The sequence below is a fragment of the Micromonospora craterilacus genome (assembly GCF_003236315.1).
GTDB classification, from domain to species: Bacteria; Actinomycetota; Actinomycetes; order Mycobacteriales; family Micromonosporaceae; genus Micromonospora; species Micromonospora craterilacus.
Genome location: NZ_POTY01000008.1, coordinates 53591 through 65938, shown reverse-complemented (window position 1 = coordinate 65938; position 12348 = coordinate 53591). Strand labels below are relative to the sequence as shown.

15 protein-coding genes are annotated in these 12348 nt (G+C 73.3%); 6 read left to right on the top strand and 9 right to left on the bottom strand.

The window, feature by feature from the left end:
* Window positions 1–742, bottom strand: a 742-nt coding sequence (locus tag C1I95_RS03145; RefSeq protein WP_111212219.1) for an SIS domain-containing protein, incomplete at its 3' end; no start/stop codon positions are given.
* 189 nt (window positions 743–931) lie between these two features.
* Between C1I95_RS03145 and C1I95_RS03140 the strand changes: the two genes are divergently transcribed.
* Window positions 932–2590, top strand: a complete 1659-nt coding sequence (locus C1I95_RS03140; RefSeq protein WP_111212218.1) for a tetratricopeptide repeat protein — start codon at window positions 932–934, stop codon at window positions 2588–2590.
* A 26-nt stretch (window positions 2591–2616) separates the two neighbouring features.
* Here C1I95_RS03140 and C1I95_RS03135 read toward each other — a convergent pair whose 3' ends face one another.
* Window positions 2617–4197: an MDR family MFS transporter gene (locus C1I95_RS03135; RefSeq protein ID WP_111212217.1), complete on the bottom strand. Its 1581-nt coding sequence runs from the start codon at window positions 4195–4197 to the stop codon at window positions 2617–2619.
* 107 nt (window positions 4198–4304) lie between these two features.
* Here C1I95_RS03135 and C1I95_RS03130 point away from each other — a divergent pair, with 107 nt between their 5' ends.
* Entirely contained in the window at window positions 4305–4913 is a 609-nt protein-coding gene (locus C1I95_RS03130) for a TetR/AcrR family transcriptional regulator (protein WP_111212231.1), read from the top strand.
* Between the two features lie 34 nt (window positions 4914–4947).
* Window positions 4948–5322, top strand: a complete 375-nt coding sequence (locus C1I95_RS03125) for a hypothetical protein (protein WP_111212216.1) — start codon at window positions 4948–4950, stop codon at window positions 5320–5322.
* 15 nt (window positions 5323–5337) lie between these two features.
* Here the strand turns inward: C1I95_RS03125 and C1I95_RS03120 are convergent, their stop codons facing one another.
* Together C1I95_RS03120 and C1I95_RS03115 are read right to left on the bottom strand one after the other, a co-directional pair.
* Window positions 5338–5850 (bottom strand): GNAT family N-acetyltransferase, encoded by a 513-nt coding sequence (locus C1I95_RS03120; RefSeq protein ID WP_111212215.1) that lies wholly within the window; start codon window positions 5848–5850, stop codon window positions 5338–5340.
* Window positions 5847–6062 carry a biotin/lipoyl-binding carrier protein gene (locus C1I95_RS03115; protein WP_091068708.1) on the bottom strand — a complete coding sequence of 72 codons (216 nt, stop codon included), beginning with the start codon at window positions 6060–6062 and terminating at the stop codon, window positions 5847–5849. The genes C1I95_RS03120 and C1I95_RS03115 overlap by 4 nt, the downstream gene beginning before the upstream one ends.
* A 202-nt stretch (window positions 6063–6264) precedes the next feature.
* Here C1I95_RS03115 and C1I95_RS37280 point away from each other — a divergent pair, with 202 nt between their 5' ends.
* Window positions 6265–6339 carry a 50S ribosomal protein bL37 gene (locus C1I95_RS37280; protein ID WP_370461611.1) on the top strand — a complete coding sequence of 25 codons (75 nt, stop codon included), beginning with the start codon at window positions 6265–6267 and terminating at the stop codon, window positions 6337–6339.
* A 138-nt stretch (window positions 6340–6477) separates the two neighbouring features.
* On the opposite strand, the gene rsrA is transcribed toward C1I95_RS37280, so the two are convergent.
* The 5 genes from rsrA to C1I95_RS03090 form a co-directional block, all read right to left on the bottom strand.
* Window positions 6478–6765: a mycothiol system anti-sigma-R factor gene (rsrA, locus tag C1I95_RS03110; protein WP_111212214.1), complete on the bottom strand. Its 288-nt coding sequence runs from the start codon at window positions 6763–6765 to the stop codon at window positions 6478–6480.
* Between the two features lies 1 nt (window position 6766).
* Window positions 6767–7582 (bottom strand): sigma-70 family RNA polymerase sigma factor, encoded by an 816-nt coding sequence (locus tag C1I95_RS03105; protein WP_233513338.1) that lies wholly within the window; start codon window positions 7580–7582, stop codon window positions 6767–6769.
* 266 nt (window positions 7583–7848) lie between these two features.
* Entirely contained in the window at window positions 7849–8490 is a 642-nt protein-coding gene (locus C1I95_RS03100) for an alpha/beta hydrolase family protein (protein WP_199523585.1), read from the bottom strand.
* Window positions 8491–8540: 50 nt separating this feature from the next.
* Entirely contained in the window at window positions 8541–8933 is a 393-nt protein-coding gene (locus tag C1I95_RS03095) for a WhiB family transcriptional regulator (RefSeq protein ID WP_111212211.1), read from the bottom strand.
* Between the two features lie 196 nt (window positions 8934–9129).
* Window positions 9130–9840 (bottom strand): SOS response-associated peptidase, encoded by a 711-nt coding sequence (locus C1I95_RS03090; RefSeq protein WP_111212210.1) that lies wholly within the window; start codon window positions 9838–9840, stop codon window positions 9130–9132.
* Between the two features lie 103 nt (window positions 9841–9943).
* On the opposite strand from C1I95_RS03090, the gene aroA reads away from it, so the two are divergent.
* Together aroA and rsgA are read left to right on the top strand one after the other, a co-directional pair.
* Window positions 9944–11248 (top strand): 3-phosphoshikimate 1-carboxyvinyltransferase, encoded by a 1305-nt coding sequence (aroA, locus tag C1I95_RS03085; protein ID WP_111212209.1) that lies wholly within the window; start codon window positions 9944–9946, stop codon window positions 11246–11248.
* A 136-nt stretch (window positions 11249–11384) separates the two neighbouring features.
* Complete coding sequence (gene rsgA, locus C1I95_RS03080) at window positions 11385–12341, top strand: ribosome small subunit-dependent GTPase A (protein WP_111212208.1); 957 nt, start codon at window positions 11385–11387, stop codon at window positions 12339–12341.
* Window positions 12342–12348 lie beyond the last annotated feature (7 nt).

The following is a 12348-nucleotide window of genomic DNA, read 5'->3' as shown; positions in this document are numbered from 1 at the left end:
CGAGCGGGCCGTGCAGCAGGTCGGCGCCGGAGAAGGCCAGCGCCGGCAGGTACGAGGTCTCCATCAGCTTCAGCGCGGCCTCCCGCGCGGTCGGGTACGCGTACCCCCGGCCGGTGGTGACGAGTTGGGCGGCGAACCGGTAGCGCGGTGCGAGCTGGGTCGGGGTGGGGTCGGCCAGGGTACGGGCGGCCAGCTCGGGCAGGGCGGCCAGGGCACGGCGTTCCTCCTCGGGCAGCACCCCGTCGCCGGCCCGGATCCCCTCCACCAGCATCAGCAGGGCGAGCAGCTCGGCGGTGTAGGTCTTGGTGGCCGCCACCGCCCGCTCGTGCCCGGCCGCGATGTCGACGGAGAACTCGGCGGTGGCCGCGAGCGGCGAGTCCGGCGCGTTGGTGACCGCGAGGGTGAGCGCGCCGGAGTCGCGGGCGACCCGGAGCACCTCGGCCAGGTCGGGCGAGCCGCCGCTCTGGCTGACCCCGACGACCAGGGCGTCGGAGAGATCCGGCCGGGCGCCGAACAGGGTGATCGCGCTCGGCGAGGCGAGCCCGGCCGGCAGGCCGAGGCGGATCTCGGTGAGGTAGGCCGCGTACAGCGCGGCGTGGTCGGAGGTGCCCCGCGCGGTGAACACCACGTGTCGGGGACGGCGCGCGGCGACGGCTGCCGCGACCCGGGCGATCGGGGCGGCGTGGTCGGCGGAGAGCAACCGCTCGTAGCCCGCCGGCTGCTCGTCGATGTCGGCGGCCATGCCGCCCCCTGGGCGCGTCATGGAAACTCCTCCCCTGCGCGGTATCCGCGCGTTTGCTGCTCAGTGTTGCACCTTTAGCCCCGTCTGAGCAATTGAACGAGCAGTATCGCGCAGACGATCACCAAAACTGGATGCCGTCACCTACGCTGACCCGACCTCACCGCGCAACCTGACAAGTGAGAGGACGACGTGGCCGAGGGAACGGACGACCGGGCGTTGCCGGCGACTGAGGAACTGGCCCTGGCCCGGCGGGCCCTGGACTCCGGCGACCTGGCGCACGCCGCCGACCATGTCGCGGGCGCGCTGGCCCGGGCCCCGACGCTGCCCGAGGTGCACGAGACCCTCGCCCACCTGGCCGCGGCCAGCGGTGACGGCGGGCTGGACCTGTTCCCCCTGCAACACCACACCTTCGTCGGTGCCGTGGTCGCCCGGGCTCACCTGCTCGCCGCGGCCGGCCGCCCCGCCGAAGGTCTCGATCTGCTGGTCGCCGCCACCGCGAACGCACCCGGCGCGAACTGGGCGGGGGTGCCCTGGGTGACCTCGCCCGACCTGGCCGAGCGGATCGGCCCCGACCGGGCGGCCCGGGTCCTGATGCAGGTCTGCGCCGCCGCGCCCGATCCGGTGCCGCCGGCCGACCGGGCACCCCTGGCGGCGTACCTGACGCTGGCCCGCAACGCGGTCACCGTCCACCCCGAACACAGCCTGCTGCTGGGCACGGCGTCCGCGCTGGCCCGGCGGGTGGGCGAGGCCACCCTCGCGGTCCGCTGGGCCAGCCGGAGCGTACGCGCGGCGCCGTCGAAGATGGGCGAGGTCTGGCTCGGGTACGCGCTGCGCAGCGCCGGCCGGACCCGGGAGGCGCTCGCCGCGCTGCGCCGCGCCGTCGACCACGACCCGGACGACCTGGCGGTGTACGCCGACATCGCCGGCACCCTGGCCGACCACGGTCGGATCGAGGAGGCGCTGAGCTGGATGGAGCGGGCCCTGGCCCGCAACCCGTCGTTCGACTGCGCGGTGCACACCGCGCACCGGCTGCGGTTCCTGCGCGACGGCGAGGTGCGTCACCTGGTCGCGCTGGCCGACTTCGTCCGCGACCATCCGGTCGACTCGCACGAGCACGGCGACCTGGCCGAGTGCTGCCGCGGCCGCCCGTGGCTGGGGCAGCTCACCCCGGCCCCGGGCGACGCGCTCGGGTCGTCCGCCGCCGGGGCGGCCCCGACGACCCCGGCACCGTCGGCGGAGGCCGCGCGCCGGCTGCGCCAGCTCGCCCATCCCGCCTGGCCACACCCGCCGGCGGCGTACGACACGGCGGTCGGCCTGGCCACGCTCGACCTGCCCGACCTGCTCGGCCTGCTGGCCCACCCGCCCGAGACCCCGCAGACCGCGCTGGGCCGGGTGCTGGCCGGCGAGGACCCCGCGCTGTGGGTGCGTTGCGTGCAGGTGTGGACCTGCCTCGGCCTGCTGCACCACCGCACCGACGAGCCGTGGGCGGACTCGGCCCGGCGGCGGGTGCTGGTGGAGCTGGCCGGCGGGGTGGAGGTCGCCGAGGCGGCCCTGTTCGCCCTGGTGACCGCCGCCTGGGTCGATCCGTCGGTCCGGTCGGACGTGGCCCAGGTGGTCGCCGAGCGGCTGACCACGGTGGCCGAGGCGGCCCGGGAGCGCCCGATGCCGACGGCCGCCTCGCTGGCCCACCTGGCCCTGGCCACCCCGGATCTCGACCCGGACACCACCGCCCTGGCGCGCACGCTGACCGGCGTACCCGCCGGCCCGCGGTACCGCCGGCTACGCGCCCTGCTGCATCGGCTCCTGCGCCCGTTCCGGCCACGCCTCCCCGGCCCGCCGCTGCCCTGACGGGGCGGCCGGCCGGGGCAGCGTGGTCAGGCGGATGGGGAGCGGGCGAGGGCGGTCTCGGCCTGCTCCTCCGGGCTTCCCGGCACCTCGTTGCTGGTCCGCAGCGGGATCTCCCGGATGAACCAGGCGAGCACCGGCACCACCACGGCGAAGAGCACCGCCCACAGGAAGACGTGCGAGATAGCGTCGGCGAGCCCGCCCAGCACCAGCTCGCGGGCCTGCGCCGGCAGCTCCTTGAGCTGCTCGATGTTCATCCCGGCGCTGCCTTCGCCGCCGCCACTGAACGCGCCGCCGGCCGCACTGCCGGCGAGTCGGTTGGCGAAGATGGCGCCGAACAGCGAGATGCCGAACGACCCACCGATGGAGCGGAAGAAGGTGGCCGCGCCGCTGGCCGCGCCGAGGTCCTTCTGCTCGACGCTGTTCTGCGCGATCAGCATCGACGTCTGCATGAGGAAGCCCATGCCGACCCCGAGCACGATCATGTAGAGCGACGACTCGGTCTTGCTGGTGCCCACGTCCAGCAGGCTCAGCAGGGCGAGCCCGACGGCCATCACCGCACCGCCGACGATCGGGTAGATCCGGTACCGGCCGGTCCGGGTGATCGCCCGGCCGACGATCAGCGACACCACCAGCATGCCGAACATCAGCGGCAGCAGCAGCAGGCCGGAGTTGGTGGCCGAGGCACCCTGCACGGTCTGCTGGTAGAGCGGCAGGAAGTTCATCGCGCCGAACATCGCGAAGCCGAGCAGGAAGCCGATCACCGAGATGAGGGCGAAGTTCCGGTTGGCGAACAGGCCCAGCGGCAGGATCGGCTCGGCGGCCCGCCGCTCGACGAACCCGAAGACCACCAGTGCGACGACGGCCAGCGCGGCGAGGCCGAGGATCTGCGGGGAGGCCCAGGCGTACTCGTTGCCGCCCCAGGTCGTGATCAGCACGATGGCGGTGATGCCCACCGACAGCAACGCGGCGCCGAGCCAGTCGATGCGGTGCTCGGTGCGGTACTTGGGCAGGTGCATGGTCGCGATGAGCAGCACCAGCGCGACGCCGCCCAGCGGCAGGTTGACGTAGAACGCCCAGCGCCAGGAGAGGTGGTCGGTGATGAAGCCGCCGACCAGCGGGCCGGCCACCATCGCGATGGCCATGATCCCGGCGATCATGCCCTGGTAGCGGCCACGCTCCCGGGGCGGGACCAGGTCACCGATGATCGCCATCACACCGACCATCAGGCCACCGGCGCCCAGACCCTGCACGGCCCGGAAGGCGATCAACTGGACCATGCCGTCGTCGGGTCCACCGAAGATCCCCGAGCCGGCCATTCCGCACAGCGCGGAGCCGACCAGGAAGATCACCACCGCGGTGAGGAAGACCGCCTTGCGGCCGTACAGGTCGCCGAGCTTGCCCCAGATCGGGGTGGAGACGGTGGTGCCCAGCACGTACGCGGTCACCACCCAGGTGAAGTGGTTGAGCCCGCCGAACTCGCCGACGATGCGCGGCAGCGCCGTGCTGACGATCATGTTGTCGAGCATCGCCAGCATCATGGCGATCATCAGGCCGAAGAGCACGACCCGGACATTGGGTCGCGCGGGAGCCTGGGTTTGCTGGGCCATCGGTACGCTCTCCCCCTGAGATGCGGCGCCTTACTTGCCGTCCGGCTAGCCACCTTACTAGCCGCACGGTAAGTTTGACGGCGAACAACCGTCAAGCGGATTAGGTGGTGCGAGTGAGCCAGAGCACAGGCGGCGGCACGCGGGAACGGATCAAGGCCGTCGCGCTGGAACTCTTCACCGAGCAGGGTTACGAGGCGACCTCGCTGCGCGAGGTCGCCGAACGGCTCAACGTGACAAAGGCCGCGCTCTACTACCACTTCAAGAGCAAGGACGAGATCGTCACCAGCGTGGTCGAGGACCGGCTGGAGCGGATGGACGCGCTGATCGCCTGGGCCGAGTCCCAGCCGGCCACCCTGGCCACCCGGCGCGCGGTCATCGAGCGGTACGCCGACGCGATGTTCAGCAGCGAGCAGCCGTCGGTGATGCGCTTCTTCGAGCAGAACCAGACGGCGCTGAAGAGCCTCTCCGCCGGTCGGGAGATGCGCGGGCGGATGTTCCGGCTGGCCACCGTGCTCTCCGCCGGGAACGAGTCCCCCGGCGCCCAACTGCGGGCCGCACTGGCGATCTTCGCGGTGCACGGCAGCTGGTTCGCCGTACGCACCCCCGACATCACCGACGCCGAGCGCAAGCGGGTGGCGCTGGAGGTCGCCGACGAGTTGCTCGCCGCGATCGCCGCGAAGTCGCCCTCCGCCGAGGAGCCGCCCGTCGAGGAGTGACCGGCCGTACACCGATGATCACTACACTGACCCGATGCCCCTCGCCGCCATCGCCCTCGTCGTCCTGCTCGCTGTCCTCGCGGCCTTCCAGGTCGCGCTCGCGCTCGGCGCACCGCTCGGCCGGTTCGCCTGGGGTGGCCAGCACGAGGTGCTGCCCCTCCCGCTCCGGGTCGGTAGCGCGGTGGCGATCGTCGTCTACGCGATCATCGCGGTGATCGCCCTCGACCGCGCGGAGTTGATCGACGTGCTGGCCGGACCGGTCGCACGAGTCACGATGTGGATCTTGGTCGGATACTTCGCGCTGTCCATCGCGCCGAACGCGCTCTCCCGGAGCCGCTCGGAGCGGAACGCGATGGTGCCGGTGTCGATCGCACTCACCGCACTCGCCCTGCTCGTCGCGGTCGGCTGAGCCGCACCGCAGGCCCTAGGGCGCTGCGGTGAGGGCCAGGCGGAGGGCGAGCAGGTCGACCCCGGGCAGCGGCGTCCAGTCCTGCTCCGGGACGCGGACGAAGCCGCGGCGGCGGTAGAGCCGGTGGGCCGACTCGGCGTGGCCGTCGCGTACGCAGATCAGCAGGGCCGTGCAGCCCAGCTCGGTCGCCCGCGCGACGCACGCCTCGACCAGCGCCGCGCCCGCGCCCCGGCCCTGCGCCGCCGGGTCCACCGCCAGCATCCGGAACTCGGCCTCGCCCGGGCCGCACAGCTCGGCGTACCGGGTGCCGGGCAGGACGAAGGTGACCGAGCCGAGCAGCTGCCCGGTGGCCGGGTCGGCGGCGACCAGGATCTCGCCGTGCACCGCCCGGCCGGCCACGTCGGCCAGCACGGCGGCGTAGCCGTGCTCACCCTTGAGCTGCCCGTCGGCCTCGTACGCCGCGACGGTCAGCCGGGCCACCCCGGCGAAGTCGGCCGGCTCGGCCGGCCGGACCAGCAGGCCGGTCAACCGATCACCGCAATCAGGTCGCCGTCCTGCACCACGTCGCCCTCGTTCACGGCGAGCTGCTGTACGACACCGTCGGACTCGGCGACCACCGGGATCTCCATCTTCATCGACTCGAGGATCACCAGCGTGTCCCCCTCGGAGACGGTGTCCCCGGCCGACGCGACGACCTTCCAGACGTTCGCCACCATCTCGGCGCGGATCTCCTCGGCCATCTCCCGGCCCCTTCTCTCGCGACTGCCTGCGACGTATCCAATCATGCGGCGGCGGCCCGTGGGCGAGGAGCGGCCCCGGCAGCCGTCCGCCGAGGTCGGCCGCACTAGCATCAACAGGTCGGACCCTGGCGCCGGGAGGACCGGTGCGTGCACCGGCGCCGAGGTCGTGCGCAGGTGATCCGACCATCACGAGGAGGTCAGCATGGCGAAGAAGGCCCGTAAGAAGAAGGCCCGCAAGAAGAGCGCCGCCAACCACGGCAAGCGCCCCAACTCCTGAGCGGCCGACCGGCCGTGGCGCGCCCACGGCCCGGTCAGCAGAACGCCGGTGGCCCGACTCGGGCCACCGGCGTCGCCGTGAACGGATCCCGTCGGAGACGGAGGTCGCGGCGGCCCCCGTGCGGGATGGGCGAACGGCTCAGTCGGCCAGTTCGCGTGACTCGGTGCTCTCGAAGACAACCAGCTGGCTCAGCCGTACCCGCAGCCGCTCGCGCAGCTCGTCCGGCGCGGACTCGTTGCCGCAGCAACGGGCCACCAGCGCCTTGACCTCCTGCTCGATGCCGTACTCCCGCAGGCACGGGCCGCACTCGTCGAGGTGCAGGCGGATCAGCGTACGACGCTCCTGCGCGCACTCCAGGTCGAGGTAGAGGTAGACCTCGGCGAGAACCTCACGACAATGCGTCTCGTGCGGGTCACCACAGCTCACGTCACACCTCCCGGCCACTGGCAGCAGCCGAACTCCGGGCCGACGGCGCGGCGGAGAAACCGCGCTCCGCGGCGTAGCCCTCAAGCAGCTTCCGCAGATTACGACGACCGCGGTGCAACCGCGACATCACGGTACCGATCGGCGTGCCCATGATGTCGGCGACCTCCTTGTAGGAGAAGCCCTCGACATCGGTCAGGTAGACCGCCAGCCGGAACTCCTCCGGCAGCTGCTGGAGGGCCTCCTTGACGTCACTGTCCGGCAGCCGGTCGAGCGCCTCGGTCTCCGCGGAACGCAGCCCGCTGGAGGTGTGCGACTCCGCCTCGGCGAGCTGCCAGTCGGTGATCTCGTCGGTCGGCGCCTGCACCGGCTGGCGCTGCCGCTTGCGGTAGGAGTTGATGTAGGTGTTGGTCAGGATCCGGTACAGCCAGGCCTTCAGGTTCGTGCCCTGCTCGAACTGGTGGAAGGCGGCGTACGCCTTCAGGTAGGTCTCCTGGACCAGGTCCTCGGCATCCGCCGGGTTACGCGTCATCCGCAGGCCGGCCGCGTACAGCTGATCGACGAATGGCATTGCGTCCCGCTCGAACCGGGCCCTGCGCTCGTCCGTCTTCTCGGTGGTCAACCGCACATCCCCTCGGGTCGGATGCTTCCTCGCCGAGGATACGCGTCCGGGCCTACCAGAAGATTCGGTTCCGACGGGTGTGCCCGTCGCCACCTCGACCGGTGGCACCGCCGCCGGCCAGTCCGGGCCGGTCAGCAGCTGCCTCAGCTGCCGAGCCTCCCGCTCGTCGCGTTCCCGGTTCCGGATCTCGGTCGGCACCAGTCCCCCCTCGCACAGTGGTCGTCCGAGGGGTTCAACACCTCTGGTGGGCCGGGACATTCCTGCCGCCCCCGTTCCTGGTCCCGGCCACGGGGTACACCCGAGGCCGGGACCAGGAAGGGCCTGGGAGCCCGATGTCGGCCGCCCGGAGCGGGCCGCCGACATCATCGAGTGCAACGACCCGGCGCGGCCCGCGGACACGCGCCAGCGCCGCACGCCCGGCCGACCCGACGCCGGTACGGCGTGTCGCCCGGGGGGCGAAGGGCTCAGTCCCGCGCCCAGCCATGCTCGCGCAGCCAGCCGAGCACCAGGGCGGCCGTGCCGGCCGGGTCACCGCGCAGGTCGTGCCGCTCTCCCGGACGGACCACCACCTGCACCGCCGGCCCCGGTTCCGGCAGGCCGAACGGGTCCCGGTCGCCGTTGACCACCAGGGTCGGTACGCCGGTCGCCAGTTCCCCGGCCCGGCTGCGCTCCGGCCGCCCGGGTGGGTGCAGCGGAAAGGCGAGCGCCACCACCCCGGCGGCGGCCACGGCGGTCGCGGTACGGCAGGCCACCCGTGCCCCGCTGGACCGGCCGCCCACCACCACCGGCAGGCCCGGACAGCGGTCCCGCAGCACGGCCAGCACGGTGCTCCACGCCTCGTCGAGGTGCCCGGCGGGTGCCGGCGCACGCCGGCCGGCGACCCGGTACGGCTGGGTCACCCGGGCCACGACCAGCCCGGCGGCCACCGCGCCGTCGCGGAGCGCCAGCAGGTCGGGGGCGTCAACTCCGCCGCCCGCGCCATGCCCCAAGGCCAGCAGCGCCCGGGCCGGGCCGACCGGTGTGTCGAGATCGACCCGCGCCGGACCGCGCGGAGTCCCGATGATGTCGTCGTGCGGCACGCCACCATTCTGCGGCCCGCCACCCATACATCCCGCCGAAGGCGACTGCCGCCGACGGTCAGGTCACCGGATGGTGGTCAGCTCAGCGGCACCAGGGTGAGCAGTCGGTCGCGCACCGGAGGACCCGCCTCGCTGGCGGCGTCCGGATCGGGTTGCACCTCGCCCCGCCAGGCCACCAGCATCGCCCGTCGCTCGCGTGGAGTGGTGCCACCCCACACGCCGTGACAGTCGCCGACCTCCAACGCCCAGGCCAGGCAGGAACCCTGCACGTCGCAGCTGCGGCAGAGCGCCACCGCCGCGTCGGCCGGTTCGTTCGGCGCCGGAAAGAACGTCTCCGGGTCGACACTCTGGCAAGTGCCTCTGGTACGCCAGGCTTCGTCCTGTCGCCGTTCGTGCAGCGCTCGCAGCAGTCGCGGATCACGCCGCGCGGCGGCCACCTCGTGCGGACGGGGCATACGCGCCCGTGTCATCCACCCACCTCCCCCGTGGGACCAGCAATATCGATGAGCGTCGTTCACCTTGTGCGAACGACACCCACCACCGGCGCTGTGTTGTATCGCACTTGCCCACGCGGGGACAAGACTCTGCCGGGAAGTTGGCAAAACATACAAGTGAACTTTCACCCGCAACCGCGGCAAATCACTCCCGACAATGTGCAGCGCGTAATCAGAACAGCATCATGCCTTCCGGCTCGGCGCGCGGTGCCAGCGGCACCCGGGCGGTCAGCTCCGGGCCGTCGTTGCGGACGTCACCCACTGCCGGCCCCACCGGTCGGACCTCCAGGCCGGCGAGCCAGTCGAGCGGGGGCGGGGCGAGCAGCTCGGCCGGATCACCGGCCGCGCCCAGCCAGGTCGCCCACCGGTCGGGCGGCAGCAGCAGCGGCATCCGGTCGTGGACCTCGGCCAGCTCGCCGAGCGCGTCGGTGGTCACCACGCTGAAGGTCAACAACGGGCCGGCGGGACCGTCCCAGACCGACCAGATGCCGGCGAAGGCGAGCACCGAGCCGTCCAGCGGAGTCATGTAGAACGGCTGCTTCGCCCCGCCCGGTTGGCGGACCCACTCGTACCAGCCGTCGGCGGGAACCAGGCACCGGCGGCGCGCGAAGGCGGGGGCGTACGCCCGGCTGGTGGCGACCGTCTCGGCCCGGGCGTTGATCATGCGGGCGGCACCGCCCGGCGACCGGGACCACCCGGGCACCAGCCCCCAGCGGCCGAGCGAGAGCGCGCGGTGCCCTTCGGAGCTCACCCGCACCAGCGGCACCGGGTCGGTCGGCGCGACGTTGTGGTCGGCGACGAGCCGGCCGCCGGTCTCGTCGGCGGACTCGAACAGGCCGCTCAGGTCACCGGCGCTCCGGGTCGTGGCGTACCTCCCGCACATGCCGCACACGCTAGCGCGCCGCCGGCCGTCCGGCTGTCCCGTCCACCGGGAGTGGCCTCGACGGCATCGGCCACTCACCGCCCGGACACGGCAGAATGTAGCTGTGGGGAACCTGACCGCGACCCGGCCGCTACAGCCGTGGACCGCACCGACGGCCAGCGATCCGGTGACGGCGTCGCTGCGCCTGCCCGGCTCCAAGTCGATGACCAACCGGGCCCTGGTGCTCAGTGCGTTGGCCACCGGCCCCTCGACGCTGGCCAAACCGCTGCGCGCCCGGGACACCGAACTCATGGCCGCGGGGCTGCGGGCGATGGGCGCACACGTGTCGATCGCCGACGACGAGCGCTGGCTGGTGCGCCCGCACCGGCTGGTCGGCCCGGCGCACGTCGACGTGGGGCTCGCCGGCACGATCATGCGCTTCGTACCCCCGGTGGCGGGGCTGGCCGAGGGGCAGGTCACCCTCGACGGCGACCCGCACGCCCGCACCCGGCCGCTCGGGCCGCTGATCGAGGCGCTGCGCTCGCTCGGGGTACGCATCGACACCACCGGGCCCGGCAGCCTGCCGCTGGTGGTCCAGGGCGCCGGTCGGGTCACCGGCGGCGAGGTGGTGATCGACGCCTCCGCCTCCAGCCAGCTGGTCTCGGGGCTGCTGCTGGCCGCGCCCCGCTTCGACCGCGGTGTGGTGGTCCGGCACGTCGGCCCGCCCGTGCCCTCCGCGCCCCACCTGCGGATGACCGTGCAGATGCTGCGGGCCGCCGGTGCGGCGGTCGACGACAGCACCCCCGACGTCTGGGTGGTCGAGCCGGGCCCGCTGACCGGGCGCGGCTGGGAGATCGAGCCGGACCTTTCCGGCGCGGTGCCGTTCTTCGCCGCCGCCCTGGTCACCGGCGGTGAGGTGACCCTGCAGGGCTGGCCGCCGCGCGGCAGCGCCCAGCCGGTGGAGCGGCTCCGCTCGCTGCTGCAACAGATGGGTGCCGAGGTCACGCTCACCACCGAGGGGCTCACCGTGCGGGGCACCGGGACGGTACGCGGCCTGCACGCCGACCTGTCGGACGTCAGCGAGCTGACCCCGGCGCTGACCGCGCTGGCGATGCTGGCCGACTCCCCCTCGGTGTTCACCGGGGTCGGTCACATCCGTGGGCACGAGACCGACCGGCTGGCCGCGCTGACCCACGAGTTCACCGCGCTGGGCGCGGACGTCACCGAGTCGCCCGACGGCCTGGAGATCCGGCCCCGGCCGCTGCGCGGCGGGGTGTTCCGCACCTACCACGACCACCGGATGGCGCACGCGGCGGCGGTGGCCGGTCTCGCCGTGCCCGGCATCGAGTTGGATGACGTGGCGTGCACCTCGAAGACCATGCCCGAGTTCCCGGCACTATGGTCGGCGATGGTGACCGGCAAGAGCTGAGCGAGCGGAAGGGGCGGCCCTGGCGACCAGGCGGCGGGAGTACGACGAGGACGACGTCCGGGTCCGGCCCGGGAAGTCCTCGCGTCCGCGTACCCGCACCCGGCCCCAGCACGCCGACGCGAGGGACGGCTTCGTCATCGCGGTGGACCGGGGACGGTACACCTGCGTGCTGGCCGGAGCCGGACCGGACGTCCGCACCGTCACCGCGATGCGCGCCCGCGAGCTGGGGCGCAAGTCCGTGGTGGTCGGCGATCGGGTCGGCCTGGTCGGCGACACCTCGGGGGCGCCCGGGGCGCTGGCCCGGATCGTCCGGATCGAGCCGCGTCGGTCCGTGCTGCGGCGCACCGCCGAAGACGATGCCAGCACCGCCGAGGGGCGGCTGGAACGGGTGGTGGTCGCCAACGCCGACCAGTTGGTGATCGTCAGCGCGCTGGCCGACCCGCCGCCGCGCACCGGGTTCATCGACCGCTGCCTGGTGGCCGCGTACGACGCGGACATCGAGCCGCTGCTCTGCCTGACCAAGGCCGACCTGGCCGGCCCGGAGGCGGTGCTCGACTACTACACCGAGCTGGAGCTGCCGTACGTGCTCATCCGGCCGGACTCGGCGCTGGACGCCCTGCGCAGCCTGCTCGCCGGGCGGCTCTCGGTGCTCGTCGGGCACTCCGGCGTCGGCAAGTCGACGCTGGTCAACCGCCTGGTTCCGGAGGCCGACCGGGCGGTCGGCACGGTCAGCGCGATCGGCCGGGGCCGGCACACCTCGACCAGCGCGGTCGCGCTGCGGCTGCCCGCCCTGCCCGGCGCGCAGGACGATCCGGGCTGGATCGTGGACACCCCCGGCGTACGCAGCTTCGGGCTGGCACACGTCTCGGCCGAGAGCCTGCTGCACGGCTTCCCGGACCTGGTCGAGGCCACCGTCGACTGTCCGGCGAACTGCCCGCACACCCCCGACGAGACCGACTGCGCGCTGGACGCCTGGGTCACGCAGGGCCGGGCGGACCCGCGCCGGCTGGCCTCGTACCGCCGCTTGCTGGCCTCCCGGGCCGGCGAGACCGACCCGCGCGGCGAGGCCGACCCGCGCGGACGCCCGGAGTGAGCCGACC